Origin of the sequence: Pseudomonas sp. MF7453 (genome assembly GCF_016405455.1) — a bacterium.
GTDB classification, from domain to species: domain Bacteria; phylum Pseudomonadota; class Gammaproteobacteria; order Pseudomonadales; family Pseudomonadaceae; genus Aquipseudomonas; species Aquipseudomonas paralactis.
This window is the reverse complement of sequence record NZ_JAEKCN010000002.1, coordinates 415,388-438,017: the sequence shown is the minus strand read 5'-3', so window position 1 is coordinate 438,017 and position 22,630 is coordinate 415,388. Positions and strand designations below refer to the sequence as shown.

General features: G+C 61.5%; 17 protein-coding genes and 2 pseudogenes. 4 read left to right on the top strand and 15 right to left on the bottom strand.

Annotated features, from left to right (window positions below):
• Nucleotides 1-139: 139 nt before the first annotated feature.
• Nucleotides 140-2,776: an MGH1-like glycoside hydrolase domain-containing protein gene (locus JFT63_RS04275; protein WP_186563254.1), complete on the bottom strand. Its 2,637-nt coding sequence runs from the start codon at nucleotides 2,774-2,776 to the stop codon at nucleotides 140-142.
• Between the two features lie 217 nt (nucleotides 2,777-2,993).
• Between JFT63_RS04275 and hglS the strand changes: the two genes are divergently transcribed.
• A complete protein-coding gene (hglS, locus tag JFT63_RS04280; RefSeq protein ID WP_198843539.1) occupies nucleotides 2,994-4,370 on the top strand; it encodes a 2-oxoadipate dioxygenase/decarboxylase HglS in 1,377 nt (458 codons plus the stop codon).
• A 136-nt stretch (nucleotides 4,371-4,506) separates the two neighbouring features.
• On the opposite strand, the gene JFT63_RS04285 is transcribed toward hglS, so the two are convergent.
• Nucleotides 4,507-4,731: a YdcH family protein gene (locus tag JFT63_RS04285; protein ID WP_057702817.1), complete on the bottom strand. Its 225-nt coding sequence runs from the start codon at nucleotides 4,729-4,731 to the stop codon at nucleotides 4,507-4,509.
• Nucleotides 4,732-4,906: 175 nt separating this feature from the next.
• Here JFT63_RS04285 and tkt point away from each other — a divergent pair, with 175 nt between their 5' ends.
• Nucleotides 4,907-6,961, top strand: coding sequence for a transketolase (gene tkt, locus JFT63_RS04290; RefSeq protein ID WP_186563258.1), 2,055 nt, complete (start codon nucleotides 4,907-4,909; stop codon nucleotides 6,959-6,961).
• 166 nt (nucleotides 6,962-7,127) lie between these two features.
• Here tkt and uvrA read toward each other — a convergent pair whose 3' ends face one another.
• The 8 genes from uvrA to JFT63_RS04330 form a co-directional block, all read right to left on the bottom strand.
• On the bottom strand, nucleotides 7,128-9,647 hold the full coding sequence (gene uvrA / locus JFT63_RS04295) for an excinuclease ABC subunit UvrA (protein ID WP_198843540.1): 2,520 nt from the start codon (nucleotides 9,645-9,647) through the stop codon (nucleotides 7,128-7,130).
• Nucleotides 9,644-11,356, bottom strand: a complete 1,713-nt coding sequence (locus tag JFT63_RS04300) for an ATP-binding protein (RefSeq protein WP_186563263.1) — start codon at nucleotides 11,354-11,356, stop codon at nucleotides 9,644-9,646. The genes uvrA and JFT63_RS04300 overlap by 4 nt, the downstream gene beginning before the upstream one ends.
• Before the next feature lie 101 nt (nucleotides 11,357-11,457).
• Nucleotides 11,458-14,529 (bottom strand): error-prone DNA polymerase, encoded by a 3,072-nt coding sequence (locus tag JFT63_RS04305; RefSeq protein ID WP_198843541.1) that lies wholly within the window; start codon nucleotides 14,527-14,529, stop codon nucleotides 11,458-11,460.
• 118 nt (nucleotides 14,530-14,647) lie between these two features.
• Nucleotides 14,648-16,063, bottom strand: coding sequence for a Y-family DNA polymerase (locus JFT63_RS04310; protein WP_198843542.1), 1,416 nt, complete (start codon nucleotides 16,061-16,063; stop codon nucleotides 14,648-14,650).
• 7 nt (nucleotides 16,064-16,070) lie between these two features.
• A complete protein-coding gene (gene imuA / locus JFT63_RS04315; RefSeq protein ID WP_057702806.1) occupies nucleotides 16,071-16,685 on the bottom strand; it encodes a translesion DNA synthesis-associated protein ImuA in 615 nt (204 codons plus the stop codon).
• Complete coding sequence (lexA, locus tag JFT63_RS04320; RefSeq protein WP_057702804.1) at nucleotides 16,685-17,302, bottom strand: transcriptional repressor LexA; 618 nt, start codon at nucleotides 17,300-17,302, stop codon at nucleotides 16,685-16,687. Before lexA ends, imuA begins: the two co-directional genes overlap by 1 nt.
• 567 nt (nucleotides 17,303-17,869) lie before the next feature.
• Entirely contained in the window at nucleotides 17,870-18,499 is a 630-nt protein-coding gene (locus JFT63_RS04325; RefSeq protein ID WP_057702803.1) for a ribonuclease T2 family protein, read from the bottom strand.
• Nucleotides 18,500-18,541: 42 nt separating this feature from the next.
• Nucleotides 18,542-19,519: a Gfo/Idh/MocA family protein gene (locus tag JFT63_RS04330; RefSeq protein ID WP_057702801.1), complete on the bottom strand. Its 978-nt coding sequence runs from the start codon at nucleotides 19,517-19,519 to the stop codon at nucleotides 18,542-18,544.
• A 126-nt stretch (nucleotides 19,520-19,645) separates the two neighbouring features.
• On the opposite strand from JFT63_RS04330, the gene JFT63_RS04335 reads away from it, so the two are divergent.
• Nucleotides 19,646-20,008, top strand: coding sequence for an NUDIX hydrolase (locus JFT63_RS04335; RefSeq protein ID WP_057702800.1), 363 nt, complete (start codon nucleotides 19,646-19,648; stop codon nucleotides 20,006-20,008).
• A gap of 15 nt (nucleotides 20,009-20,023) precedes the next feature.
• Here JFT63_RS04335 and JFT63_RS04340 read toward each other — a convergent pair whose 3' ends face one another.
• The 5 genes and pseudogenes from JFT63_RS04340 to JFT63_RS04360 all read right to left on the bottom strand — a co-directional run.
• A complete protein-coding gene (locus JFT63_RS04340; protein ID WP_057702797.1) occupies nucleotides 20,024-20,272 on the bottom strand; it encodes a DUF1652 domain-containing protein in 249 nt (82 codons plus the stop codon).
• A gap of 459 nt (nucleotides 20,273-20,731) precedes the next feature.
• A complete protein-coding gene (locus JFT63_RS04345; RefSeq protein WP_057702796.1) occupies nucleotides 20,732-20,968 on the bottom strand; it encodes a hypothetical protein in 237 nt (78 codons plus the stop codon).
• Between the two features lie 3 nt (nucleotides 20,969-20,971).
• Nucleotides 20,972-21,418, bottom strand: coding sequence for a GNAT family N-acetyltransferase (locus JFT63_RS04350; RefSeq protein ID WP_198708629.1), 447 nt, complete (start codon nucleotides 21,416-21,418; stop codon nucleotides 20,972-20,974).
• A gap of 89 nt (nucleotides 21,419-21,507) precedes the next feature.
• The gene (locus JFT63_RS04355; protein WP_198843543.1) at nucleotides 21,508-21,837 is read right to left on the bottom strand and encodes a hypothetical protein; all 330 of its coding nucleotides are present in this window, start codon (nucleotides 21,835-21,837) and stop codon (nucleotides 21,508-21,510) included.
• Nucleotides 21,838-21,987: 150 nt separating this feature from the next.
• Nucleotides 21,988-22,248, bottom strand: a pseudogene (locus JFT63_RS04360) (class I SAM-dependent methyltransferase); the annotation flags it as partial.
• 2 nt (nucleotides 22,249-22,250) lie between these two features.
• Between JFT63_RS04360 and JFT63_RS04365 the strand changes: the two are divergent.
• Nucleotides 22,251-22,466: pseudogene (locus JFT63_RS04365) on the top strand (IS5/IS1182 family transposase); the annotation flags it as partial.
• Nucleotides 22,467-22,630: the final 164 nt, after the last annotated feature.

The window sequence follows — 22,630 nt, the reverse complement described above, 5'->3', positions numbered from 1 at the left end:
GCCGCCATCGGGAACAAGCCCCCTCCCACATTCAAACCCCTCCCACAGTAGAGTCGCGGGGTATCAGTTCAATAGTCGGCCGCTGCCGGCCTTCACGGGAGCAAGCTCCCTCGCCACAGGTCCCGCGTCGCGCCGGGCGCTAGACCTTTGGCTGCAGCAGCAAAGCGACCAGCGCACTCCACCCCGTCTGGTGCGACGCGCCCAACCCTCGCCCGGTCTCGCCATGAAAGTACTCATGAAACAACACCAGATCGCGGCTGGCCGGGTCCGCCTCCAACTGCGCATACCCCGCCATGGATGGCCGCAGGCCATTTTCATCGCGCAGCAATAGCCCAGTCAGACGCTGGCTGAGGCTGTCGGCCACTTCCTCAAGGGACGCCAGATAACCGCTGCCTGTGGGGTATTCCACAGAAAAATTATCCGCGTAGTAGCGGTGAAACTCGCGCAGCGACTCGATCAGCATGTAGTTCACCGGCATCCACAGCGGCCCGCGCCAATTGGAGTTGCCGCCGTACAGGCGTGAGTCGGATTCGCCAGGCTGGTAACGGGCGCACAGGGTGTCGCCATTCATCTTCAGCGCCAGGGGTTGCTCGGCAAAGGCCTTGGACAAGGCGCGCACACCGAAGGCCGACAAAAACTCCTGGTCGTCCAACATACGGCGCAGCAAATCCTTGGTACGCTCGCCACGCAGCAGCGCCAACAACAAGCGATTGCCCTGCCCCGGTTCGTTCCAGCGCGAGACCAGTTTGGCAAGGTCAGGCCGGTGATGCATAAACCCCAGCAAACGCTCGCGCAGGCCTTCCAAGCCCTCATGCTCGCGCTGTTCCAGCACCAGCACGGCGAACAACGGCATCAGGCCAACGATAGAACGCAGGCGCACCGGTTCGCTCTGGCCGTCGGGACGGTGCAGCACGTCATAGAAGAACAGGTCCTGCTCATCCCACAAGCCTTCGGCGCTGTCATCGACGCGGTTGATCGCGCCGGCGATATACAGGAAGTGCTCGAAAAACTTCACCGCAATGTCCACGTACACGGCGTTGCGCTTGGCCAGCTCCAGTCCGATACGCATCAGGTCCAGGGCATAGGCCGCGACCCAGGCAGTGCCATCGGCCTGGTCCAACTGATAGCCCGGCGGCAGCGTGGCCGAGCGGTCGAACAAGGCGATATTGTCCAGGCCCAGAAATCCACCCTGGAACAGGTTGCGGCCTTCGGCGTCCTTGCGGTTGACCCACCAGGAAAAATTCAGCAGCAGCTTGTGGAAGATCCGCTCCAGAAAGTCCATATCGCCCACGCCGGTTAGCGCCTTATCCTGCTGATACACCCGCCAGCTCGCCCATGCATGTACCGGCGGGTTGGCGTCGTCAAAGCGCCATTCGTAGGCGGGCAACTGGCCGTTGGGGTGCATGAAGCGGTCTTTCACCAGCAGCAGCAACTGCTGCTTGGCGTAGCCGGGATCGATCAGCGCGATGGCCACCGCCTGGAAGCCTTGGTCCCAGGAGGCATACCACGGGTATTCCCAGGTGTCGGGCATGGACAGGATGTCGAAGTTGGACAAATGCCGCCAATGGCTATTGCGCGCGTGCAGACGCTCGGGCGGCGGCGCAGGCTGAGCCGGGTCGCCGTCGAGCCACTGATTGACGTCGAAATAGTACAACTGCTTGGACCACAGCAAGCCGGCCAGGGCCTGGCGCTGCACATTGCGCGCATCGTCGTCGGTGATGCCTTGTTGCAGGGCCGCGTAGAAGTCATCGGCCTCCTGACGGCGCTGTTCAAACAGCTTGCGGGCATTGACCTGGGGCGCGCCCACTGGGGCAAAGCGCACATACAGGATTTTGCTTTCCAGGCCCGCCAGTTCAAGCATGAACCGCGCCGCCACCTTGGTGCCCGAATCCCGGCGGATCGCCGACTCCACACCCGCTACCACGTAATCGTTGATGCCATCCTTGAACGGCCCCGGCGCCGGTTGCCCGCCCAATTTTCGAACATTTGTCTCGTTTTCGCAGAACAACCATTGCAGTCCATCCTGGCCCCAGGCGCTGAGCTGGCGATCGTCAAGCTCATGATGACGGGCCAGCACGCGGTCGCCGTCCAGCGTCAATCTGGGTTTGGGCGCATCAAAGGTCCAGCTCCAGTCATTGCGCGCCCACAGCTGGGGCAGCACCTGCAGACGTGTCGATTGGTCCGAGCGGTTGTGCACGGTCACACGCATGAACATATCGTCGGGCTGGTGCTTGGCGTACTCAACGCTGATGTCGCAGTAACGGTTGTCTTCAAACACCCCGGTATCGAGGATTTCATACTCGCTATCGCCCAGCCCACGGCGGGCGTTTTCAGCGATCAGGTCGGTATAGGGAAAGGCGGCATGGGGGTATTTGTAGAGCATGCGCATGTAGGCATGGCTCGGTACGCCATCGACGAAAAAGTACAGTTCCTTGACGTCTTCACCGTGGTTGCCTTCGGCGTTATTGAGGCCGAACAGGCGCTCCTTGAGGATCGCGTCACGCTCATTCCACAGCGCCAGGCCCAGGCACCAGCGTTGCGCCTTGTCGCTGAAACCGGCCAGGCCATCCTCGCCCCAGCGATAGGCGCGGCTGCGCGCCTGTTCATGGGGGAAGGACGCCCAGGCGTCGCCATCGGCGCTGTAGTCTTCGCGCACGGTGCCCCACTGGCGTTCGCTCAAGTACGGGCCCCATTCACGCCAACGCTCGGCATCTTGCGTCGCCAGGCGCTGGCCTTCAATCGTGTCAAGCAGGCGGGTTGCGGGTACGGCCGTCATAGGGTTCTCCATCACCTACACAGTGAGGCGCAGTGTAGAACCCAATGGCGCCCGGTTGCACATGAAGACTTGGAAGAGGCGGGTTTTGCTCCTGTTCATGGCAGCTCATTCATTTGCAGAATGAAGTCCAGAGGAATCTTCGTTTGCAAGCCGGCCTGCGCCTCAACAAAATCGGGGAAAGGTCACTTTCCTCGCCACAGCCATCAGGAATTTTTCTATGCACGCCAACGCACATGTCAGCCCCGATGAGATCCGCAAGGGCTTTTCCAAGGCCATGTCCGACATGTACCGCGATGAAGTGCCGCTGTACGGCGCGCTGCTCGAACTAGTGGCCCACACCAATGCACGCGTACTCGACAGCCAACCCGAGCTGGTGCAGCAGTTGCAGCGCACCGGAGAAATCCAGCGCCTGGACATGGAGCGCCATGGCGCCATCCGCCTGGGCACTGCCGCAGAACTGGCAACCATCAGCCGCCTGTTCGCGGTCATGGGTATGCAACCGGTGGGCTACTACGACCTCACCCCCGCGGGCGTGCCGGTGCATTCCACTGCCTTTCGCGCCGTGCATGAACACGCGCTGCAAACCAGCCCGTTTCGGGTGTTCACTTCACTGCTGCGCCTGGAGCTGATCGAAAACCTGGAGCTGCGCGCCTTTGCCGAAAGTGCCCTGGCCAAGCGCTCGATCTTCACCCCCGGCGCACTGGCGCTGATCGAGCAGGCAGAAACACAGGGCGGCTTGAATGCCAGCGACGCCCAGGCTTTTATCCGCGAGGCCCTGGAGACGTTCCGCTGGCATAACACCGCCACCGTCACAGGGGCGCAATACGAGCAGCTGAGCAACCAGCACCGCCTGATCGCCGATGTGGTCGCCTTCAGGGGCCCGCACATCAACCACCTCACGCCACGCACCCTGGACATCGACCAGGTACAGGCCGCCATGCCCGGCAAAGGCATTACGCCCAAAGCCGTGATCGAAGGCCCACCGCGGCGCCAGTGCCCGATCCTGCTGCGCCAGACCAGCTTCAAAGCGCTCGACGAACCTATCGCCTTCAGCGACGCCCAGGGTAGCCACAGCGCACGCTTTGGCGAAATCGAACAACGCGGCGTAGCGCTCACGCCCAGAGGCCGCGCCCTGTATGACCAACTGCTGAACGCCGCCCGCGATGAGCTGGGCGCGTTCCCCAATGAGGCCAACGCCGAGCGTTATGTGCAGTTGATGGAACAACACTTCCAGGTGTTTCCCGACAACCATGCGCAGATGCGCGAACAGGGCCTGGCTTACTTTCACTACTTCGTGACCGACCATGGCCTGGCCGCACGCGGCCACGCGGATCAGCCGCGCACGCTGGAAGCACTGGTCAGCGCCGGTCACGTCGCGATCGAGCCATTGGTGTATGAGGATTTTCTGCCGGTAAGTGCGGCGGGGATCTTCCAGTCAAACCTGGGGGACGCAGCGCAGAGTCGCTACGCGGCCAATGCCAATCAGGCTGAATTCGAACAGGCGCTGGGCCGCAAGACGATGGATGAATTGCAGCTCTATGGCCAGACGCAGCAGCGTTCTATCGATGAATGCATGGCAACGCTGCTGCCATAAAGAGGATGCCCACCCGGCTCAGCAGCACAATCCTTGCGCCGCAACAGTCCCCAGAGCCGGGTGGACGGGGCGCATCATAAAGACACAGCCCTGCAATGTCGCGCATACAAATCTGAACAAATATTGCCGTTTGCGCCTAGCCCAATCGCCCGGCGATCTCGTCCTTGATCAGCAGCCGTTTCTTCTTCAGGTTTTCCACTTCCTCATCGCTGGCACTGGCTTTTTCCGCTTTCAGTACATTCGCGTCGGCGTCGTCATATTGAGTGAGCAGCGAATCCAGCCGTTTGTCCTCCGCCCTGCGCTTGTGAACGTCTTCCTTGCTGACACCCAAGTCCTGATACAGGTCGTGTTTCACTGGCATGGCGTACCTCCACAGATTGATCAATGGTCTACGCCCTTGAAGCTAGCCCATTCCAATGGGTCTTGTCATGTTTGAGGTCAATACAGCCCCGTTCGTCGCGCTGCATCCGATGGGATCAAACCTTTGCCGTGCCCTGCCCTCCACTGTAGATCGCCACCCGAGGGAGACAGGTTTCATGAATCACGCTGCCACTGCTGCCGACACTCAATGCATCAACACCCTGCGCACCCTGGCCATGGACGCCGTGCAGAAGGCCAATTCGGGGCATCCGGGCACGCCCATGGGCCTGGCGCCGGTGGGGTATACGCTGTGGAGTCGCTTCCTGCGTTATCACCCTGAACATCCCGACTGGCCTAACCGTGACCGTTTTGTGTTGTCCGTGGGTCATGCGTCGATGTTGCTGTATTCGCTGTTGCACCTGGCCGGTGTGGTGGAAATTGACGCCCATGGCCAGCGCTCCGGCCAGCCGGCCATCAGCCTCGACGATATCAAGCAGTTCCGGCAGATGGGCTCCAAGACCCCAGGCCACCCCGAGTACCGTATGACCACCGGCGTGGAAACCACCACCGGCCCGCTCGGCCAGGGCTGCGCCAACAGCGTGGGCATGGCCATGGCCCAGCGTTGGCTGGCCGAGCGCTTTAACCGCGACGACCAGGTGCTGTTCGACTATGACGTCTACACCCTGTGCGGTGACGGCGACATGATGGAAGGCATCAGCAGCGAAGCGGCCTCCATGGCCGGGCACTTGAAGCTGGATAACCTGTGCTGGATCTACGACAACAACACCATCAGCATTGAGGGCCACACCGAACTGGCGTTCAGCGAAGATGTGATCAAGCGCTTCCAGGCCTACGGCTGGCATACCCAGCATGTCACCGACGCCAATGACTTGCAGGCGTTGAGCGTGGCGCTGGAAACCTTCAAGGCCAACACCGGCGCGCCGACCCTGATCGTGGTCGACAGCGTGATTGGCTATGGTTCGCCGCATAAGCACAACACCGCTGCCGCCCATGGCGAGCCATTGGGCGAAGACGAGATTCGCCTGACCAAGGCTGCTTATGGCTGGCCGCAGGATTCGAGTTTTCTGGTGCCCGACGAGGCCCGCAGCGTCCTGCGCGATGCCCTCTACGAGCGCGCTGAACCGCTGTACGCCGAATGGAACCAGACCCTGGCAACCCTCGACCCGCCACGCGCCGATGAACTGCACCGGATGCGCGCCGGGGAAATGCCCGAGCAATGGCAGGCGCATCTGCCCAGCTTTGCCGCCGATGCCAAGGGCGTTGCCAGCCGCGCCTCCGGCGGCGAGGTACTGAATGCCTTCGCCCAACAGATCCCCTGGTTACTGGGCGGCTCGGCGGATTTGTCGCCGTCGACCAAAACCAACCTGACCTTCGACGGTGCCGGGCGTTTCAGCGCCGATGACTACAGCGGGCGCAACCTGCACTTCGGCATCCGCGAGCACGCCATGGGTGCGATTGCCAATGGCATGGCGCTGTCCTATCTGCGTCCGTACACCTCGACCTTTCTGGTGTTCAGCGACTATATGAAACCGCCGATCCGCCTGGCGGCGATCATGGAAATACCGGTGATTTTCGTGTTTACCCATGACTCCATCGGCGTGGGTGAAGACGGGCCTACACACCAGCCGATCGAACACCTGACTCAACTGCGCGCCACGCCGGGGCTGTTGACCCTGCGCCCGGGCGACGCCAATGAAACCCTGGAGTTATGGAAGGTGGCCCTGGCGCAAACCCATCGGCCAAGCTGCGTGGTGCTGTCGCGCCAGGCGCTGCCGACCCTGGACCGCACCCGGTATGCGTGCGCCTCCGGTGCGGCCAAAGGTGCCTATGTGTTGGCTGGTGCGGATAAGCCTGAGGTCATACTGATCGCGACCGGCAGTGAGGTCAGCCTGGCGGTGGCTGCCTACGAGCAACTCAGGGGCGAAGGCGTGGCCGCGCAAGTGGTATCGATGCCGAGTTGGGAGCTGTTTGAAGACCAGGATCAAGCCTACCGCGACAGCGTCTTGCCGCCCGCGATAAAGGCCCGGGTCGTGGTAGAGCAAGCAGGCCCTCTGGGTTGGGATCGCTACGTCGGGCAAACCGGCGCCAAGGTGGTGATGAACAGCTTTGGCGCGTCGGCGCCGTTGGCCAAGTTGCAGGAAAAGTTCGGGTTTACCGTGGAGAATGTGGTGAAGCTGGCCAGGGAGCAGACCCAACTGAACAAACGCTGATCAACAGGTGGGATGGGGCGTGCCCTAATGCCTGTAGGAGCGAGCTTGCTCGCGAAAAACGCCAACGATAACGCGTGCTTCCTGAATAATCGCGGCGCCTATGGGTTTTTCGCGAGCGAGCTCGCTCCTACAACTGCCTGGCCTTGGCCCCTCCCACATTTGGCTATCAGGTTAGCGCTTGGGCCAGGTAAGTCGCGGTGCGACTGTTCTTGCTTTTGGCAACCTTGTGCGGCGTACCGCACACCACTACCTTCCCGCCCTGGTCCCCTGCCCCCGGCCCGATATCAATGACCCAGTCGCTCTGGGCCACCACACGCATCTCATGCTCGACCACAACCACGCTATGCCCCGCGTCTACCAGTTGATTCAACTGGCTGAGCAAGCGGTCCACATCCTTGGGGTGCAAGCCGGTGGTCGGCTCATCGAGTACATACAAGGTAGCGCCGCGGGCATTGCGTTGCAGTTCGGTGGCGAGCTTGATGCGTTGGGCTTCACCGCCGGACAGTTCGGTGGCGGGCTGACCAAGACGCAAATAGCCCAGGCCGATATCGCGCAGCACTTGCAATGAGCGCAGTACGCCAGCCTCCTCGGCAAAGACTTCCACTGCCTGCTCGACCGTCAGCCCCAGCACCTGCGCGATGTTCAAACCCTGCCATTTGATCGCCAGGGTTTCGGGGTTATAGCGCGCACCATGGCAGGTGGGGCATGGCGCGTACACGCTGGGCATAAACAACAGCTCAACACTGACAAAACCTTCACCCTCGCAGTTCGGGCACCGGCCCTTGGCGACGTTGAAGGAAAATTGCCCGGCGTCATAACCGCGCTTCTTGGCTGCCGGCGTAGCGGCGAACAGCTTGCGCACATGGTCGAACAGCCCGGTGTAGGTCGCCAGGTTAGAGCGCGGCGTGCGACCGATGGGTTTTTGGTCCACCTGCACCAGGCGGCGAATGTGTTCCAGCCCGGCACTGATACGCCCGCCGCTGGCTTGCGGTGCGGCGTCTTCCAGGCTGGGTTCGTCGTCGTTTTCCAGCACGCGCCCAAGCCCCGTGCCCACCAGCTCCAGCAACGCCTGGCTGACCAGGCTGGATTTACCCGAGCCGGAAATACCGGTTACCGCGGTAAAGCAGCCCAGCGGAAATTCCACCGTCAGGTCCTGGAGGTTATTACGCGTCACCCCGTCGAGCTTCAACCAAGCGCTGGGCTTGCGCCGCGCCACGTTGGCCGGGCGCTGTGGGGCAAACAGATACTCACGGGTCTGTGACGCCTCGACAGCCTCCAACCCCGCAGGGGGCCCGCTGTACAGCACTTGCCCGCCATGTTCACCGGCCGCCGGGCCCACGTCGATCAACCAGTCGGCGCGGCGCATGGTTTCCAGATCATGCTCCACCACAAACAATGAATTACCCGCAGCCTTTAATCGCTCAAGCGCGCTGAATAACGCTTCGCCATCCGCCGGATGCAGGCCCGCCGAGGGCTCGTCCAATACATAGATGACGCCGAACAACTGCGAGCCCAACTGGGTGGCCAGGCGCAAGCGCTGCAACTCTCCCGACGACAGGGTCGGCGTGCTGCGCTCCAGCGACAGATAGCCCAGGCCCAACTCGATCAGGGTGTTCACCCGTTCGAGCAAGTCCTGGGCAATGCGCTGGGCTGCCAGGCGTTTTTCCACCGACAATTTCATCTTGTCCTGCCCCGCCGCCACCGGCTGCAGCAACTCGGCCAATTGTGCCAGGGACAGTTGCGACAACTCACCGATATCCACCCCGGCAAACTTCACCGACAGCGCTGCCTGGGTGAGGCGCTTGCCGTGGCATAACGGGCAGGCACTGCCCTGCATGAACTGCGAGACGCGCTTTTTCATCAGCGCGCTTTGGGTGTGGGCGAAGGTGTGCAGGATGTAGCGCCGGGCGCCGCTGAAGGTGCCCTGGTAGCTGGGGTCGAGCTTGCGTTTCAACGCATCGCGGGTCTGCTGCGGGGTGAAGCCGGCGTACACCGGCACGGTGGGGGTTTCTTCGGTGAACAGGATCCAGTCGCGCTGTTTTTTCGGCAGCTCACGCCAAGGGATGTCGACGTCATAGCCCAGCGTCACAAGGATGTCGCGCAGGTTCTGGCCCTGCCATGCCAGCGGCCACGACGCCACCGCACGCTGGCGGATAGTCAAGGAGGGATCGGGCACCATCAGTGCTTCGGTCACTTCATACACGCGACCCAAACCATGGCATTGCGGGCACGCGCCCTGAGGCAGGTTCGGGGAAAAATCCTCGGCATACAGCATGGCCTGCCCCGGCGGATAGCTGCCGGCGCGGGAGTACAGCATACGGATCAGGCTGGACAGGGTAGTGACGCTGCCCACCGAGGAGCGCGCACTCGGTGTGCCGCGTTGCTGTTGCAGGGCCACCGCCGGCGGCAAGCCCTCAATGCTGTCCACATCCGGCACGCCTACCTGGTCGATCAAGCGCCGCGCATAGGGCGCCACCGATTCGAAATAGCGACGTTGCGCCTCGGCATACACGGTGGAAAACGCCAGGGACGATTTGCCGGAGCCGGACACACCGGTAAACACCACCAGGGCATCGCGGGGAATATCGACGTCGACGTTACGCAGGTTATGTTCACGGGCGCCACGCACCCTGACAAAGCCCGATTGCTGGGCGCTAACCGCAGGGATGTTGCGCTGTGATGTCATGGGCAACCTTGTCTTGCGCTGAGCACCCTGCGCACGCGTTGAGTCAGGGCATCAGGACTGTAGGGTTTGCTCAGCAGGTGGATGTCGGCGCTGAGCAAATGATTGGAGGATAGAATGTCGCGGGTGTGGCCGGAGGTGAACAGCACCGCCACCGGCGGGTTTTGCGCACGCGCCCAAGTGGCCAGGTCGGTGCTCTTGACCCGGCCTGGCATCACCACGTCGGTGAAGATCAGGTCCGGCGCCGCGCCGCGCTGCAACACCTGCATCGCGCGGTCGCCATCTTCGGCGGTCAGTACGGTATAGCCCGACTGCTGCAGCAACTCGACCACCGTCAGGCGCACGCCTTCATTGTCTTCGACCACCAGAATGGTTTCCTGGCCGCCGCCTTGCAGGTCCACGTCACTGTCGTCGTCGAGGCATTCGGGCTCCAGGCTATGGGGAAAATACATCTGTACCACTGAGCCCTTGCCCTCCTCGCTCCACATATCCACGTGCCCACCACTCTGGCGTACAAAACCAAACACCATGCTCAGCCCCAGGCCGGTGCCGTGGCCTTCGCGCTTGGTGGTGAAAAAGGGTTCGAAGGCGCGCTTGAGGGTCGCCTGGGACATGCCTACACCGGTATCGGACACCGCCAGGCGCACGTACTCGCCGGGCCTGATGCTTTTACCGACGCAATCGTTGGGGTTGAGGATGACGTTTTCCCCGGTGATGCGAATTACCCCCTCGCCCTGCATGGCATCCCGGGCGTTGATCGCCAGGTTAAGCAGCGCGTTTTCCAACTGGTTGCGGTCGACATTGATGCACCAGGAGTCCTGGGGCAGTTGCACGTCGATATGAATGGTTTCGCCCAGCGCCCGTTGCAGCAACTCGCCCAGACCGGCGTAGATGCGTTGCGGGTTGTACACCGCCGGTGATAATGGTTGGCGTCGGGCAAACGCCAGCAGTTGCGAGGACAGCTTGGCCCCACGCTCGACTGCGGCGATGGCCGCGGTGACGCGACGTTGCACCTGGCAATTATCCGGTTCATGCCGGGCAAGCAAATGCAGATTGCCGGCGATCACTTGCAGCAGGTTATTGAAGTCATGGGCCACGCCCCCGGTGAGGCCGCCAATCGCCTCCAGCTTTTGTGACTGACGCAACTGGTCTTCGGCGGCAGAGCGCGCCTGCACCTCAGCGGCCACGCGTTGCTCCAGGTTATGGGTGAGTTCCTGACGTACCCGCTCGGACTTCACCAGCTCGGTGGTTTCCACCACAATCGCCAGCACACCGGCCGGCTCCTGATTATCACCGGCCACCGGGCTGTAATAGAGGTCCAGCCACACGCTTTCCGGCCGGCCGTGACGCGACAACACCAGTTCCTTGTTGTTGAACGACAAGGTCCCGCCCGCCAGGCATGTATCGACCACATGCCGATTGAATTCGGCCACCTCCGGCCAGCCCAGCTCCACCGGCGTGCCCAATAGGTAGGGATGGCGCCCGCCGGCAAATGCCGAATAGCTGTCGTTGTAGATCATGTACCCCGCCCGCCCCCACAACATCACCATCGGCACCGGTGAGGCGAGCATCATTTGCACGGTGCAAGCCAGGCTTGTGGACCACTGATCCAGAGGGCCAAGGTCGGTCGTTGACCAGTCAAACGTGCGTATCCGCTGAGCCATTTCGCCGGCCCAGCCTTCACAGCCGTGGGGGTTGGATAAAAATTGCATCATTAGGCTCTGTGCGCAGGAGTAGACAATCGCAAGTTTTGGAGCGCGCCGACGGTGGATGGTTTCATCTTGTACGCATTGGAATGCACAAACCACTGAACTCAATGAAAATCCCGGCTGCGCACCACGATTCCATCCAACAGCGGCGTCAAATCGGTCAGGCGCCCTGCGATCAAATGCCGCACCTCGCCCACCGCTTCCCAGCGCCCATCCACCTTGAGCAGGCGCGAGCCCACCAGCGCCTGGCGCTGGCGCTCGGCCAGGTCGCGCCAGACCACCACATTGAGGTTGCCGAATTCATCTTCGAGGGTGACAAAGGTCACACCACTGGCCGTACCGGGGCGCTGCCGACCGGTTACCAAACCGGCGATGCTCACATTGCGCCCATGCTCCACCGCCAGCAACTCTTGGGAACTGCGGCAGCGGCGCTTGCGCAACTCGGTGCGCAGCAAGGCCAGGGGATGCGGCCCAAGGGTGGTGCCCAGCGTGGCGTAATCGGCTTGCAGGTCCTCGCCTACGCTGGGCGCGGGCAATTGCACCACGGTTTCATCCGGACTTGGCTGGCCGGCAAACAAGCCGAGTTGCTTGTGCACACCGGCCATGTCCCAGCGGGCCTGGTGCCGGTTGCCGGCCAGGGCGCGCAAGGCTCCGGCATCCGCCAGCAGCGCCTGGGCCCGGGCATCCAGGCCAGCGCGGGCGTCCAGGTCGGCGATGTCGCTGAACGGTTGCCGTTGGCGTGCGGCTTCGATGCGCCGCCCATCGTCCTCGCGAAACCCCGAGATCATACGCAAGCCCATCCGAATCGCCGGTTGCCGACCATCGATAGGCTCCAGGCTGCAATCCCAGTCACTGGCTTGCACATCCACCGGGCGGATCTGCAAACGATGGCGCCGGGCGTCCTGCAGGATCTGGTCCGGGCTGTAGAAACCCATGGGCCAGCTGTTGATCAGCGCACAGGCGAAAGCCGCCGGCTCATGGCACTTGAGCCAGCAACTGGCGTAGGTCAGCAGGGCAAAACTGGCCGCGTGGGATTCGGGGAAGCCATAGCTGCCAAAGCCTTTGATCTGCTCGAAAATCTGCGCGGCAAAGGCTTTGGTGTAGCCGTTCTTGAGCATACCGTCGCGCAGACGTTTCTGGTGCGGCTCCAGGCCGCCGTGACGTTTCCAGGCGGCCATGGAGCGGCGCAACTGGTCGGCCTCACCAGGGCTGTAGTCGGCGGCGACCATGGCGATCTGCATCACTTGTTCCTGGAACAAAGGGATACCCAGGGTGCGTTTGAGCACGGCCTCCAATTGGGGTGAAGGATAGGTTTCTGCTTCCTCTTTGTTCCTGCGGCGCAAATACGGATGCACCATGCCGCCCTGAATCGGCCCAGGGCGCACGATGGCGACTTCGATCACCAGGTCATAGAAGGTTTGCGGCTTGAGCCTGGGCAACATCGACATCTGTGCCCGCGATTCGATCTGGAACACGCCGATGGTGTCGGCCTTGCTGATCATGGCGTAGGTCGCCGGATCTTCCTTGGGAATGTTCGCCAGGCTCAAATCCAGGTTGCGATGCCGACGCAGCAAATCGAAACAGCGGCGGATGGCGCTGAGCATACCGAGGGCGAGGATATCCACTTTGAGCAGGCCGACGGCGTCCAGGTCATCCTTGTCCCACTGGATGATGGTGCGCTCAGCCATGGCCGCGTTCTCCACCGGTACCAGGGTGTCCAGCGGGTATTCGCTAATCACGAAACCGCCAGGGTGCTGGGACAGGTGCCGGGGGAAACCGATCAATTGCCGGGTGAGCGTCAACACGCGGCGCAGCAGTGGGCTGTCCGGGTCGAAGCCGCTTTCACGCAGGCGTTCAAGAGGTGGCGCGTCATCGCTCCAGCGCCCGCAGCAGTCGGCCAGCGCATTGATCTGGTCCGGCGGCAGCCCGAGGGCCTTGGCCACATCGCGCACCGCGCCGGCGGCATGGTAGCTGCTGACCACCGCAGTCAACGCTGCACGGTGGCGGCCGTAACGCTGGAATACGTATTGCAGCACTTCTTCGCGGCGTTCGTGCTCAAAGTCCACGTCGATATCCGGCGGTTCATTGCGCTCTTTGGAGAGGAAGCGCTCGAACAGCATGTCGGTCAGGCTTGGGTCGATTTCGGTAATTCCCAAGGCAAAACACACCGCCGAATTGGCCGCCGAGCCACGGCCCTGGCACAGGATCGAACGGCTGCGGGCGAAGCGCACAATGTCGTGAACCGTGAGGAAATAACTTTCGTAGCCCAACTCGCTGATCAGTCCAAGTTCCTTGTCGATCTGCTGCAAGGTCCTGGCATCGGCGCCCTTGGGCCAGCGCCGGGCAATGCCTTCTTCGGTGACCGCACGCAACCAGGAGGCGGCGTCATGGCCTGTCGGCACCAGTTCGCGTGGGTAGTGATAGCGCAACTGGCTCAGGTCGAAGGTGCAACGCCGTGCAATCGCCAGGGTTTCGTCAAGCAGCGCTTGCGGGTACAGCGCGGCCAGGGCATCGAGGCTGCGCAAATGCCGCTCGCCATTGGGATGCAATAACGTACCGGCGTCGGCCACCGCGACGTGATGACGGATGGCGGTCATGGTGTCTTGCAGGGCGCGGCGGCCGCGAGCGTGCATGTGCACATCCCCGCAAGCCACCGCCGGGATCTGCAACTGGGCGGCCAGGTTCAGGCGTTGTCCCAGGTGGTGTTCGTCGTCCTGGCCGCAATGCAATTGCACCGCCAACCACAGGCGCCCGGCGAAGGTGCGGCGCAGCCATTGGATCGAGGCCTGGGTGTCGTGGTCCTGCGCCACCCACAGCGCCAGCAGGCCGGGCAGTGGTTGCTCGAAGTCTTCCTGCAGCAGACGGTAACGGCCTTTTTCGGCACGGCGCCGGGCCAGAGTGATCAGCCTGCACAGGTGCTGGTAGCCGCTGAGGTCTTGCACCAGCAGCACCAGTTTGGGGCCGTTTTCGATGCACACTTCACTGCCGATAATCAGCGGCAAGCCCACCGCTTTCGCCGCCTGCCAGGCCCGTACAATGCCCGACAAGGTGCATTCATCGGTGATTGCCAGGGCGCTGTAACCCTGGTGTTTGGCCCGCTGGAACAGCTCCAGTGCACTGGAGGCACCACGCTGGAAACTGAAATTGGACAGGCAATGCAGTTCGGCGTAGCTCATGCGCTATTCGCCGCTGTAGGAGCGAGCTTGCTCGCGAAAAACTTGAAGGCGCCGCGTTCATTCAGGATGCCGGCGTCATCGTTGACGACCTTCGCGAGCAAGCTCGCTCCTACAGAGCTCATGCAAACCAGCCTTGCAGCCACAGCCCATCGCTGCACCCCACATTGCGGTAGGCCCAGCCTTGCTGGCCGGCGCGGGTCTGGATCAGGTAATAGTCGCGGCGGATATCGGCGCCATCCCACCAGCCGGATTCGATGCGCTCCGGGCCCATCAATATATGCACGCCCTGCTCGGCCACCAGCGTCGGTTCGGGCAGCAGCCAGCCGGGGCGCCGCACCTTGTTCAAGCTCGGGCATGGGCGGCTGTCGGTCGCGGCTTGCCAGGCGCATTCGGGGCGATGGTCGGCGTGAAAGCGCAGGCCCTGCACCGCCTCATCCCCCAGGCGCGCGCGCAGACGTTCGCGCAACTGTTCCCACGGCAGGGTTTGCTGCGGGCGGTCGTCGAACAGGTCCTGGCGCTGAGGCACGAACACCGGCAAGTCCTCGGCCACCAGGCGCAAACCACGTACCGGCGAGGTGACCTGGACCTGCTCCAGGCGCCCACGGGCCAGCTCAAACAACATCAAGGGCTCGCGCTCGGCACTGAGCAGGCCCACCTTGATCACGCTGTCGGGCGCCTGGGCATGTTCCAGGTGCAGGTCAAAGCGCTGCACGCCGCTGTCACGGCCGCACAGGAAGGCCGACAAATCGCCGGTCAAGCGTCGTAATGGAAACAGCAAGGCCTGGTGGGATTGCACATCGAAGTTCAACTCGATGCGCGCCTCGAACTGGTCCGGCGGCTGATAGAACGCCAATGCCAGGGGCCGTTGCCCGCTCAGGGCGTCGAGATGCTTGAGCAGGCTGGCCTCAAAGCGCCGCGCCAAGGTATGCCGCGGCAATGCCTGCACCTGGGCCAGGGTGCGCAGGCCCATGCGGGACAAGGCGGTGGCGGCCTGCGGCTCAAGACCGGCGCGGTCGACAGGCAGTGGCGCCAGGGCCTGCATCAAGGCGTTATCATCGGCCACGGCCAGGCCATCGTAAAGATTTGCCAACACCCGCGCCGCCGCCGGGTTGGGCGCAGCGACGATGCGGTGACGAAAGCCAAGCTCGGTCAACTCCTTGCGCAAGCGCGCCTCGAACTGCGACCAGGGCCCGAACAGGCCCAGGCTCGACTCGATCTCGAACAACAAGGCACGTGGGTAATACAGGCTGACCTGGGAACTGAAGCGGTAAGCCCAGGCGGCAAGAAACTGCTGCAAGCGCTCGATTTCCAGAGGGTCGTATTCCACACAGGCAAAGCCTTTGGCCACGGCATGGGCGGCCGTCAACGATTGACCAGGGCGCAAGCCCAGGGCACGGGCGGCGGTATTGACGGTTTGCAGCACACGTCGCTGCGGCGTACCGGCCAGCAGCGCCAGAGGCTGATCGGGTTCGGGGTGCACACGCTGCGCCCCGTCCAGCGCCAATTGCGGGAAGACGATACAGACCCAACGCATGGCAACCTCAATGCCCCGCCAGGGCAATCGGTGCCGGATGGGCCAACCCACCCCGGCACTTGAGCACGCGCACTTGCGCAGGCTTTGCCTCGACCGCCAGGCGCAAGGCCGCGGGCGAGGCATTGACCGCCTCACTCAAGGAACGCCAGGCGAACGCCAGGGTCTGCCCGGTTTCCGCCGCCACCTGCAAACGCCGCAAGGCCCGATCATCAGCCTTGCGCGGCCAGCACAACACCGCACCGCAACTGCCCGAGCGCAGGCATTGTTCCACCGCCCACAGCGCATCGCGCTCCTGGGCCTGGATAATGGAAAGCTGGCGGATATCCACTCCGGCGTTCTGCCAGGCATGGGGATACGGCGTATAGGGCGGCGCCACCAGCACAATGCGCTCACCCTGGGCCGACAAGCGCGCCAGGGTGGGCAGCACCAGTTGCAATTCGCCCACCCCATCCCGGGCCATGAGGATTTCACTCAAGGCCGCTTCCGGCCAGCCGCCACTGGGCAGCACCGCATCCAGCGCCGCCAGCCCCGTTGGGTGCACGCTGGCCGGTGGCGCAGCGGGACGGCCCTTCCAGACTCGCCCGCCATTGAACAGCGAGTCCAGCGCAACCACGGCGCCCATCAGCCTTGCCTCACCAGGCCGCAGAACACCCCTTCGATGGCCAGGTCCTGATCAGGGCCGACCACAATGGGTTGATACGCCGGGTTGCGCGGCAATAAACGCACGCGCTCGCCGTTGCGCTCGAAGCGCTTGATGGTGACCTCACCGTCCAGGCGCGCCACCACAATCTGCCCGTTCAAAGCTTCGGCACTGCGGCGCACACCCACCAGGTCGCCGTCGAGAATGCCGTCTTCGATCATCGAATCACCCTGTACGCGCAGCAGGTAATCGGGGGTTTTGGCGAAAGTGGCCGGGTCCAGTTGCAAGCGGCTGTGCACGTCGGCATCGGCACCAATGGGCCGGCCGGCCGCCACCCGCCCAAGTACCGGGACATCCAGCCACTCGGGACGCGCAGGTTGATTGAGCAAACGAATGCCACGGGCCTGATTGGGGTTGACCTCGATGAAGCCGGCTTCAGTCAACGCCACCACATGCTTGCGGGCGACGCTGCGCGAGGCAAAGCCGAACGCCTCGGCGATCTCGGCGAGGCTGGGGGGCTGGCCTTGCTGCGCGATGCGCTCGCGGATGAAGGTCAGGATGGCGGTACGGCGAGGAGTAAGATTAGTCATGGAGTACATTTGTACTCCTGTGGGAAATTTCTGACAATAACCGTCAGTCGGCGGTCAACCTCCACGCCATCAAGGCATACCTATCAACACAACTGTGTAGTTAGCCAACCGTAACCACGATGCGAAGCGAGCCGCTCTTGCTCTAGCTCTTGCTCTGCTTTTGATCTTAGGCGCCCCGTCAAACCACGCTGGCCGGAATTCGACAGGGATTTGGGGGGTAAACCGGCAGGGATGCCGGTTTAGCCGCCCCGCGCCATGGATGGCGCGTGGCGGCGGCCCCCCAAATCACTGGCGGATTACGGGCACACCGAGCCTGAGCGAGGTGCCGAGTGGTGGGGCAAGAGCGCTTTGGTTACTTTCGCGCTTTTCGAAAGTGACCCGCCGTAAGGGCGGAACCCATATCAGCCGTTACCCAAATAACGGATATGCACTCGATCAAAGTCCAGCATCCTGGTCGGCTCTTAGGCCGCCATCGGGGGCAAGCCCCCTCCCACATTTGGACCCCAGCACATCAGATATAGATTCGGCGACTTACACGCCGTCACGGGAGCAAGAAGCTGGCCCCCGCAACTGAGCTCAGCGCTGCGTCGGAATACGAATATCACCACTACGGCATTGGCTTTTCACGCTGCGCGGGCACCCGGTGAATGCCAGCTCCTTGGTCAGGCACACGCGCACCTCCGACAGCACCTTGCCCTTGCAGATTACCGCCAAGCCGTGATTGCCCATGCGCGGGTTACTCTCGCGAAACAAGTCCTCAATCTCACGCGCCTGTAGCGACGCGGGCGTATTGAATGGCTGCAGTTGTGGCGGAATGACCACCGCGCCGAGGGCCGTGTCGGTCTTGTCCAGATACTCCAGCGGTTCGAGCCCGCTGCAGGTCCCATGCTTGGCCCACTCGTGCTTGAGCAGCGCACGGGTTGGAAACAGCGCCGCGCCCTTGTCCATTTCCTCGGCATTCAAGCGTGAGTGTGGCGCACAGGAGGCCGGCCACCCTCCCCGCGCGTATTGCGGCCACAAGCCGTGCAACACAAACCCATAGCCCTTGCCCGTGCACTGTTCATTGCCTGGGTGCGTCAGGCAGAAGGTCGGAGACCACGACAACGACAGCACATAAAAGTCAAACTCCCCCGGTAGCCCTTGGTCACGCGGCGCCGCCGTTGCAACTGTGGCGATCAGGAGCCACAACACCATCCAGTATTTCATCCCGTATTCCTTTAAAAATGAAGTCTCACGCTATCGCGGCAGCTAGGGATGGTTGGAGTAACGTTGCAGCACCTTGTCCAGGATGATATCGGTCTTCAACGCCTCGATCGCCAGCGACGGATGTTCGGCGTCCCCGCGAATATGCGCATTCATGCCCAATACGTGGTGCCACTGGATATGCGCATGGCACGGCACTTCCAACACCTCGCTGGTTTCGCTTTCCAGGCGCAATGGTTGATCCTCGAACACTGAAAATTGAATGCGGCCATGGCTGCCGATCAGTTCGACACGGTCTTCGCGGCGGTCCGCCACGAAATTCCAGCAGCCCATGCCCAAGGCACCATTGGCGAAGGTCCAGCAGGCCGTTACAGCATCCTCCGCCGCGTAGCGCCCGGCCTGGCGCGCAGAAAAGCCTGAGACCTCGACAATATCCCCGGCCAGGTACTGGAACAGGTCAAACCCGTGGCTGGCCAGGTCGGCGAAATATCCGCCACCGGCAATGGCCGGGTCGGTGCGCCAATTGGCGGCGTTGCTATCAGCTGCAGCGGCAGGCTTGCACAGGGTCCAGGTCAGGTGCCGCAACTCGCCGATGCGCCCCTCCTGCAACCAATTGCGCACTTGCTGGAAGCGCGGCAACGAGCGCCGATAATAAGAAACAAACAGGTGCAACCCCGCGCGCTCAAAGGTGCGTTGCATCAATGTGCTCTGCTCGGCATTCAGCGACATGGGCTTTTCGACGCAGCAATGTTTGCCCGCCGCAGCCACCATCAGGCTGTATTCAAGATGACTGTCGGGCGGTGTGGCGATGTAGACCGCATCCACCTCCGGGTCATTGATCAGTGCCTGGGCATCGGTATAAAAACGTGCAATGCCATGCCGCGCTGCATAATCGCGCACCGCCTCGCTACGCCGCCCCATCACGGCCACCAATGCTGAACCTGGCGCTTTGTAGAAAGCGGGTCCACTCTTTAACTCAGTGACACTGCCACAGCCGATCATGCCCCAGCGTATGGTCTTCATCGAATGCCCTCGTTCGTCTTCGTCAATCGGGCAGTATCCACATACAGGTCCCGGCACGCCATAACCACTTAGCATGACATTTGCATTACACTTTTGTGACATTCATCCGGCGCGGGGGCACATACGATGAAAATTAGAGCAACCGTCATTTGCGAACATGAAGGGCATATTCTCTTCGTGCGCAAGGCCAGATCAAAGTGGGCATTGCCGGGCGGCAAGGTAGAACGCGACGAACGCCCGGTGGGCGCCGCCGAGCGTGAGCTGGAAGAAGAAACCGGATTAAACGTCGACGGTTTGCTGTACTTGCAAGAACTGAAGGCCCGCGACACCCTGCACCATGTGTTCGAAGCCTCGGTGGTAAACATCGACGAAGCACGGCCATGCAACGAGATCGTTGCGTGCCAATGGCATGCCTACAGCGCCCTGGACGAGCTGGATACCACTGACGCCACCCGTCACATCGTCAAATCCTTTCTGCGTCGCCTCTGACGCCGTGCTCAACCCCTAGCCCACTGCCGCAAACCCACGGCGCCCGGCCTTGATCTCGGCGCGCAACTCTCCAATCAGGTTTGAGATGGAACGGATGCTGTCCAGACCTTCAGGGGACACGCACGTCAACAAAAGATCGACACGACCGGACTGCGGCTCATAAATGCTGATGCGCAGCGAGCCATCGCTGTTCAAGGTGCAGTCGCAGCAAAGCGGTTGGAACCCCGAGGCCATGATGCGGTTGAATTCGACGATCGAGATCATGGCAAGCGCCCTTGTGCGGGCCTACCTGGTGATTGTGATGCAAAACAGCGTAGATGAGGTTTCGCGGCAGGCGAGGCAATTAATGCAAAAGTGTTAGCCATGCCTCATTTCGCCCGGCAGCGAACGCGTGCCGAGTGGCAGGCCGTATCACTAACATGGTTACCCGTACTTAATTCAAGGCAAAAAAAAATCCCAAGTAGCTGATGGAAACTTGGGATTTAAAAATGCATAAACCGTGGGAGGTGAACGCCCGGCTATAGTAGCGAGTGTAAAAACCTGTAACAAGATTATTTTAATCCTTTCGTCGGATTAAAAGCGTCGTAAGTCATTCAATAACCACATGTTTTTTAAGGTAACGAACACACCGAGTGCCACTTTTTGGTGCAAGTAACGCTTATACCTGCGCTATAAGTCCATCTATAAAAAAGGGTTATTCAGCCAGTCGCGGCACACTTACAATCACTCTTGGCTCAACTGCTTGCACCTCTGTTGAAGTTCAGCGCGTCTGGCAGCGCTCACCTCCACGACGGTCTCCATGTGCCGACAAAGCGCCAGGCGCTCAGCGGCCTCTTCACGCTGACGGTCCACCTGAGCGTTGAGTTGAATGAAATAGCCCCCCAGTAGCGCTGCGAGGCACAGCACTCCCACGGCTAAATACAGCAAGCCGTTGGACGATGGCGGTTGCGGGGCATTCATGACCTACGGCGCCCTGCTTTTTTCATAGCGAACGTCATCGCCATCGACCTGACCGACGTTGGACCAACCCAGGCGTTGATAGAAGCCGTTGGCACGGATTTCATCACGCCCGTCAGTGACCAGATACAGCCGGTCATGGCGTTCAAACAATGCGGCCTCAGCCACTGCCATCAGTTGGCGTCCCAGGCCCAGGTTCTCGTGCGTGGGCAACACGAACATCGCGAACACTTCACCTTCATCCAGATCAACCATGGAAAATCCGGCTGCCTGGCCGTCAACTTCGGCGATCCAGGCGCAAGGCGCTTGGCGTAATGCGTCGACCAGTACCGGCGGCGTAATCCCCCGTTCGGCCATTTGCTCAAGGCTCAGATGGTTTTGCACCACCGAGGTGCGAATAGCGCACAGCGTGTCGACATCATCGGCTGTCGCCGCTCGAATAAGCACTTGCATACAAGCCTCCATGAAGAAGTGCGCAATTGTATGCAAATACTCACACAGGGTTTGTGGGGGATTTGTAAGCGCCGTTAAACGGCTTCGGCTTATTTACGTGCGACTTTGTAGCGCACGCAATCCTGGTAAAAACTTTTGCGAATCGCCTCAGGCTTGAGTCTTGAGCGGCTGTCATAGGTTTGCTCGGTGATACCCATGGCCATCATGCGCATCCAGGATTTATTGAACTTGATGGTCTGGATCTTCTGCCGAGCGGCATACAGCGACACCCCGGACAGTTTGAGTTCCTGGGCTCTGGCAGCCGTGCCCGCGCCCCAACTGCACATGTACTTGTCGCCCTCGCGCAACTCCCGAGCCTGTACGGTGGTCGCGCCACCTGCCAGGGAGCAGGCAATCAGCATCATTCCAACAGTGCGCATTTGCATCCCCACCTAACCACCTGAAAATAAAAGTGATTTTGGCGAGGATTTTGTTACAAAGGGGCCATTAAATTGCCTTATTGCGCACTATTTTGGCGGCGGTGCGCAATGTGGCGAGGGAGCAAGCTCCCTCGCCGCAACGAGTTCAAGTCAAGGCTTGAGCTCGAACAGCGCCGGCATCGGCGGCCACTCCGAGGGGACTTTGCGAAAATGACTGAAACCGGCCGCCTGCGCCATCTGGCGGGCACGTTTCTCGCCCATGAACGCTCCCAGCCCTTCCCCGCCATGGGACAGCGAGCAAGTCATGCAATAGAGGGTGCTCTGGGGGTACATGACACGGCCGAACAGGTTCATGTTCTCGTGCAGCTCTTCAGACAGGTTGAGTTCTACCATCAGGTAGGTGCCGTCCTCATCAATCGCAATTAAGCGTCACGGCCGATGCCGGCTACTCCAATGGCGAACAGTTTCAAGCCTGTGAAAATGTCGGCATCATGGCCTTCGTACCGCCTAATCGCTCGGTCAACAATCAAGGTGACGGTACTGAGTTTTTTGATCGCACGGACTTCAAATACGAGGAACAACGCGACGCTTATCAATGCCCTGGCGGTAAATGGCTAACACTTAAGCAATGGCCGTTTCTTGCTACGACAGCTGAAAGGCCCCACCACTCAGCACCTCGCTTAGGCTCGGTGTGCCCGTAATTCGCTATGGATTTGGGGGCGGCTAAGATCAAAAGCAGAGGGGCAAGAGCAAGAGCGGCTCGCTTCGCATCGTGGTTAGCGTCGGCAGTGGC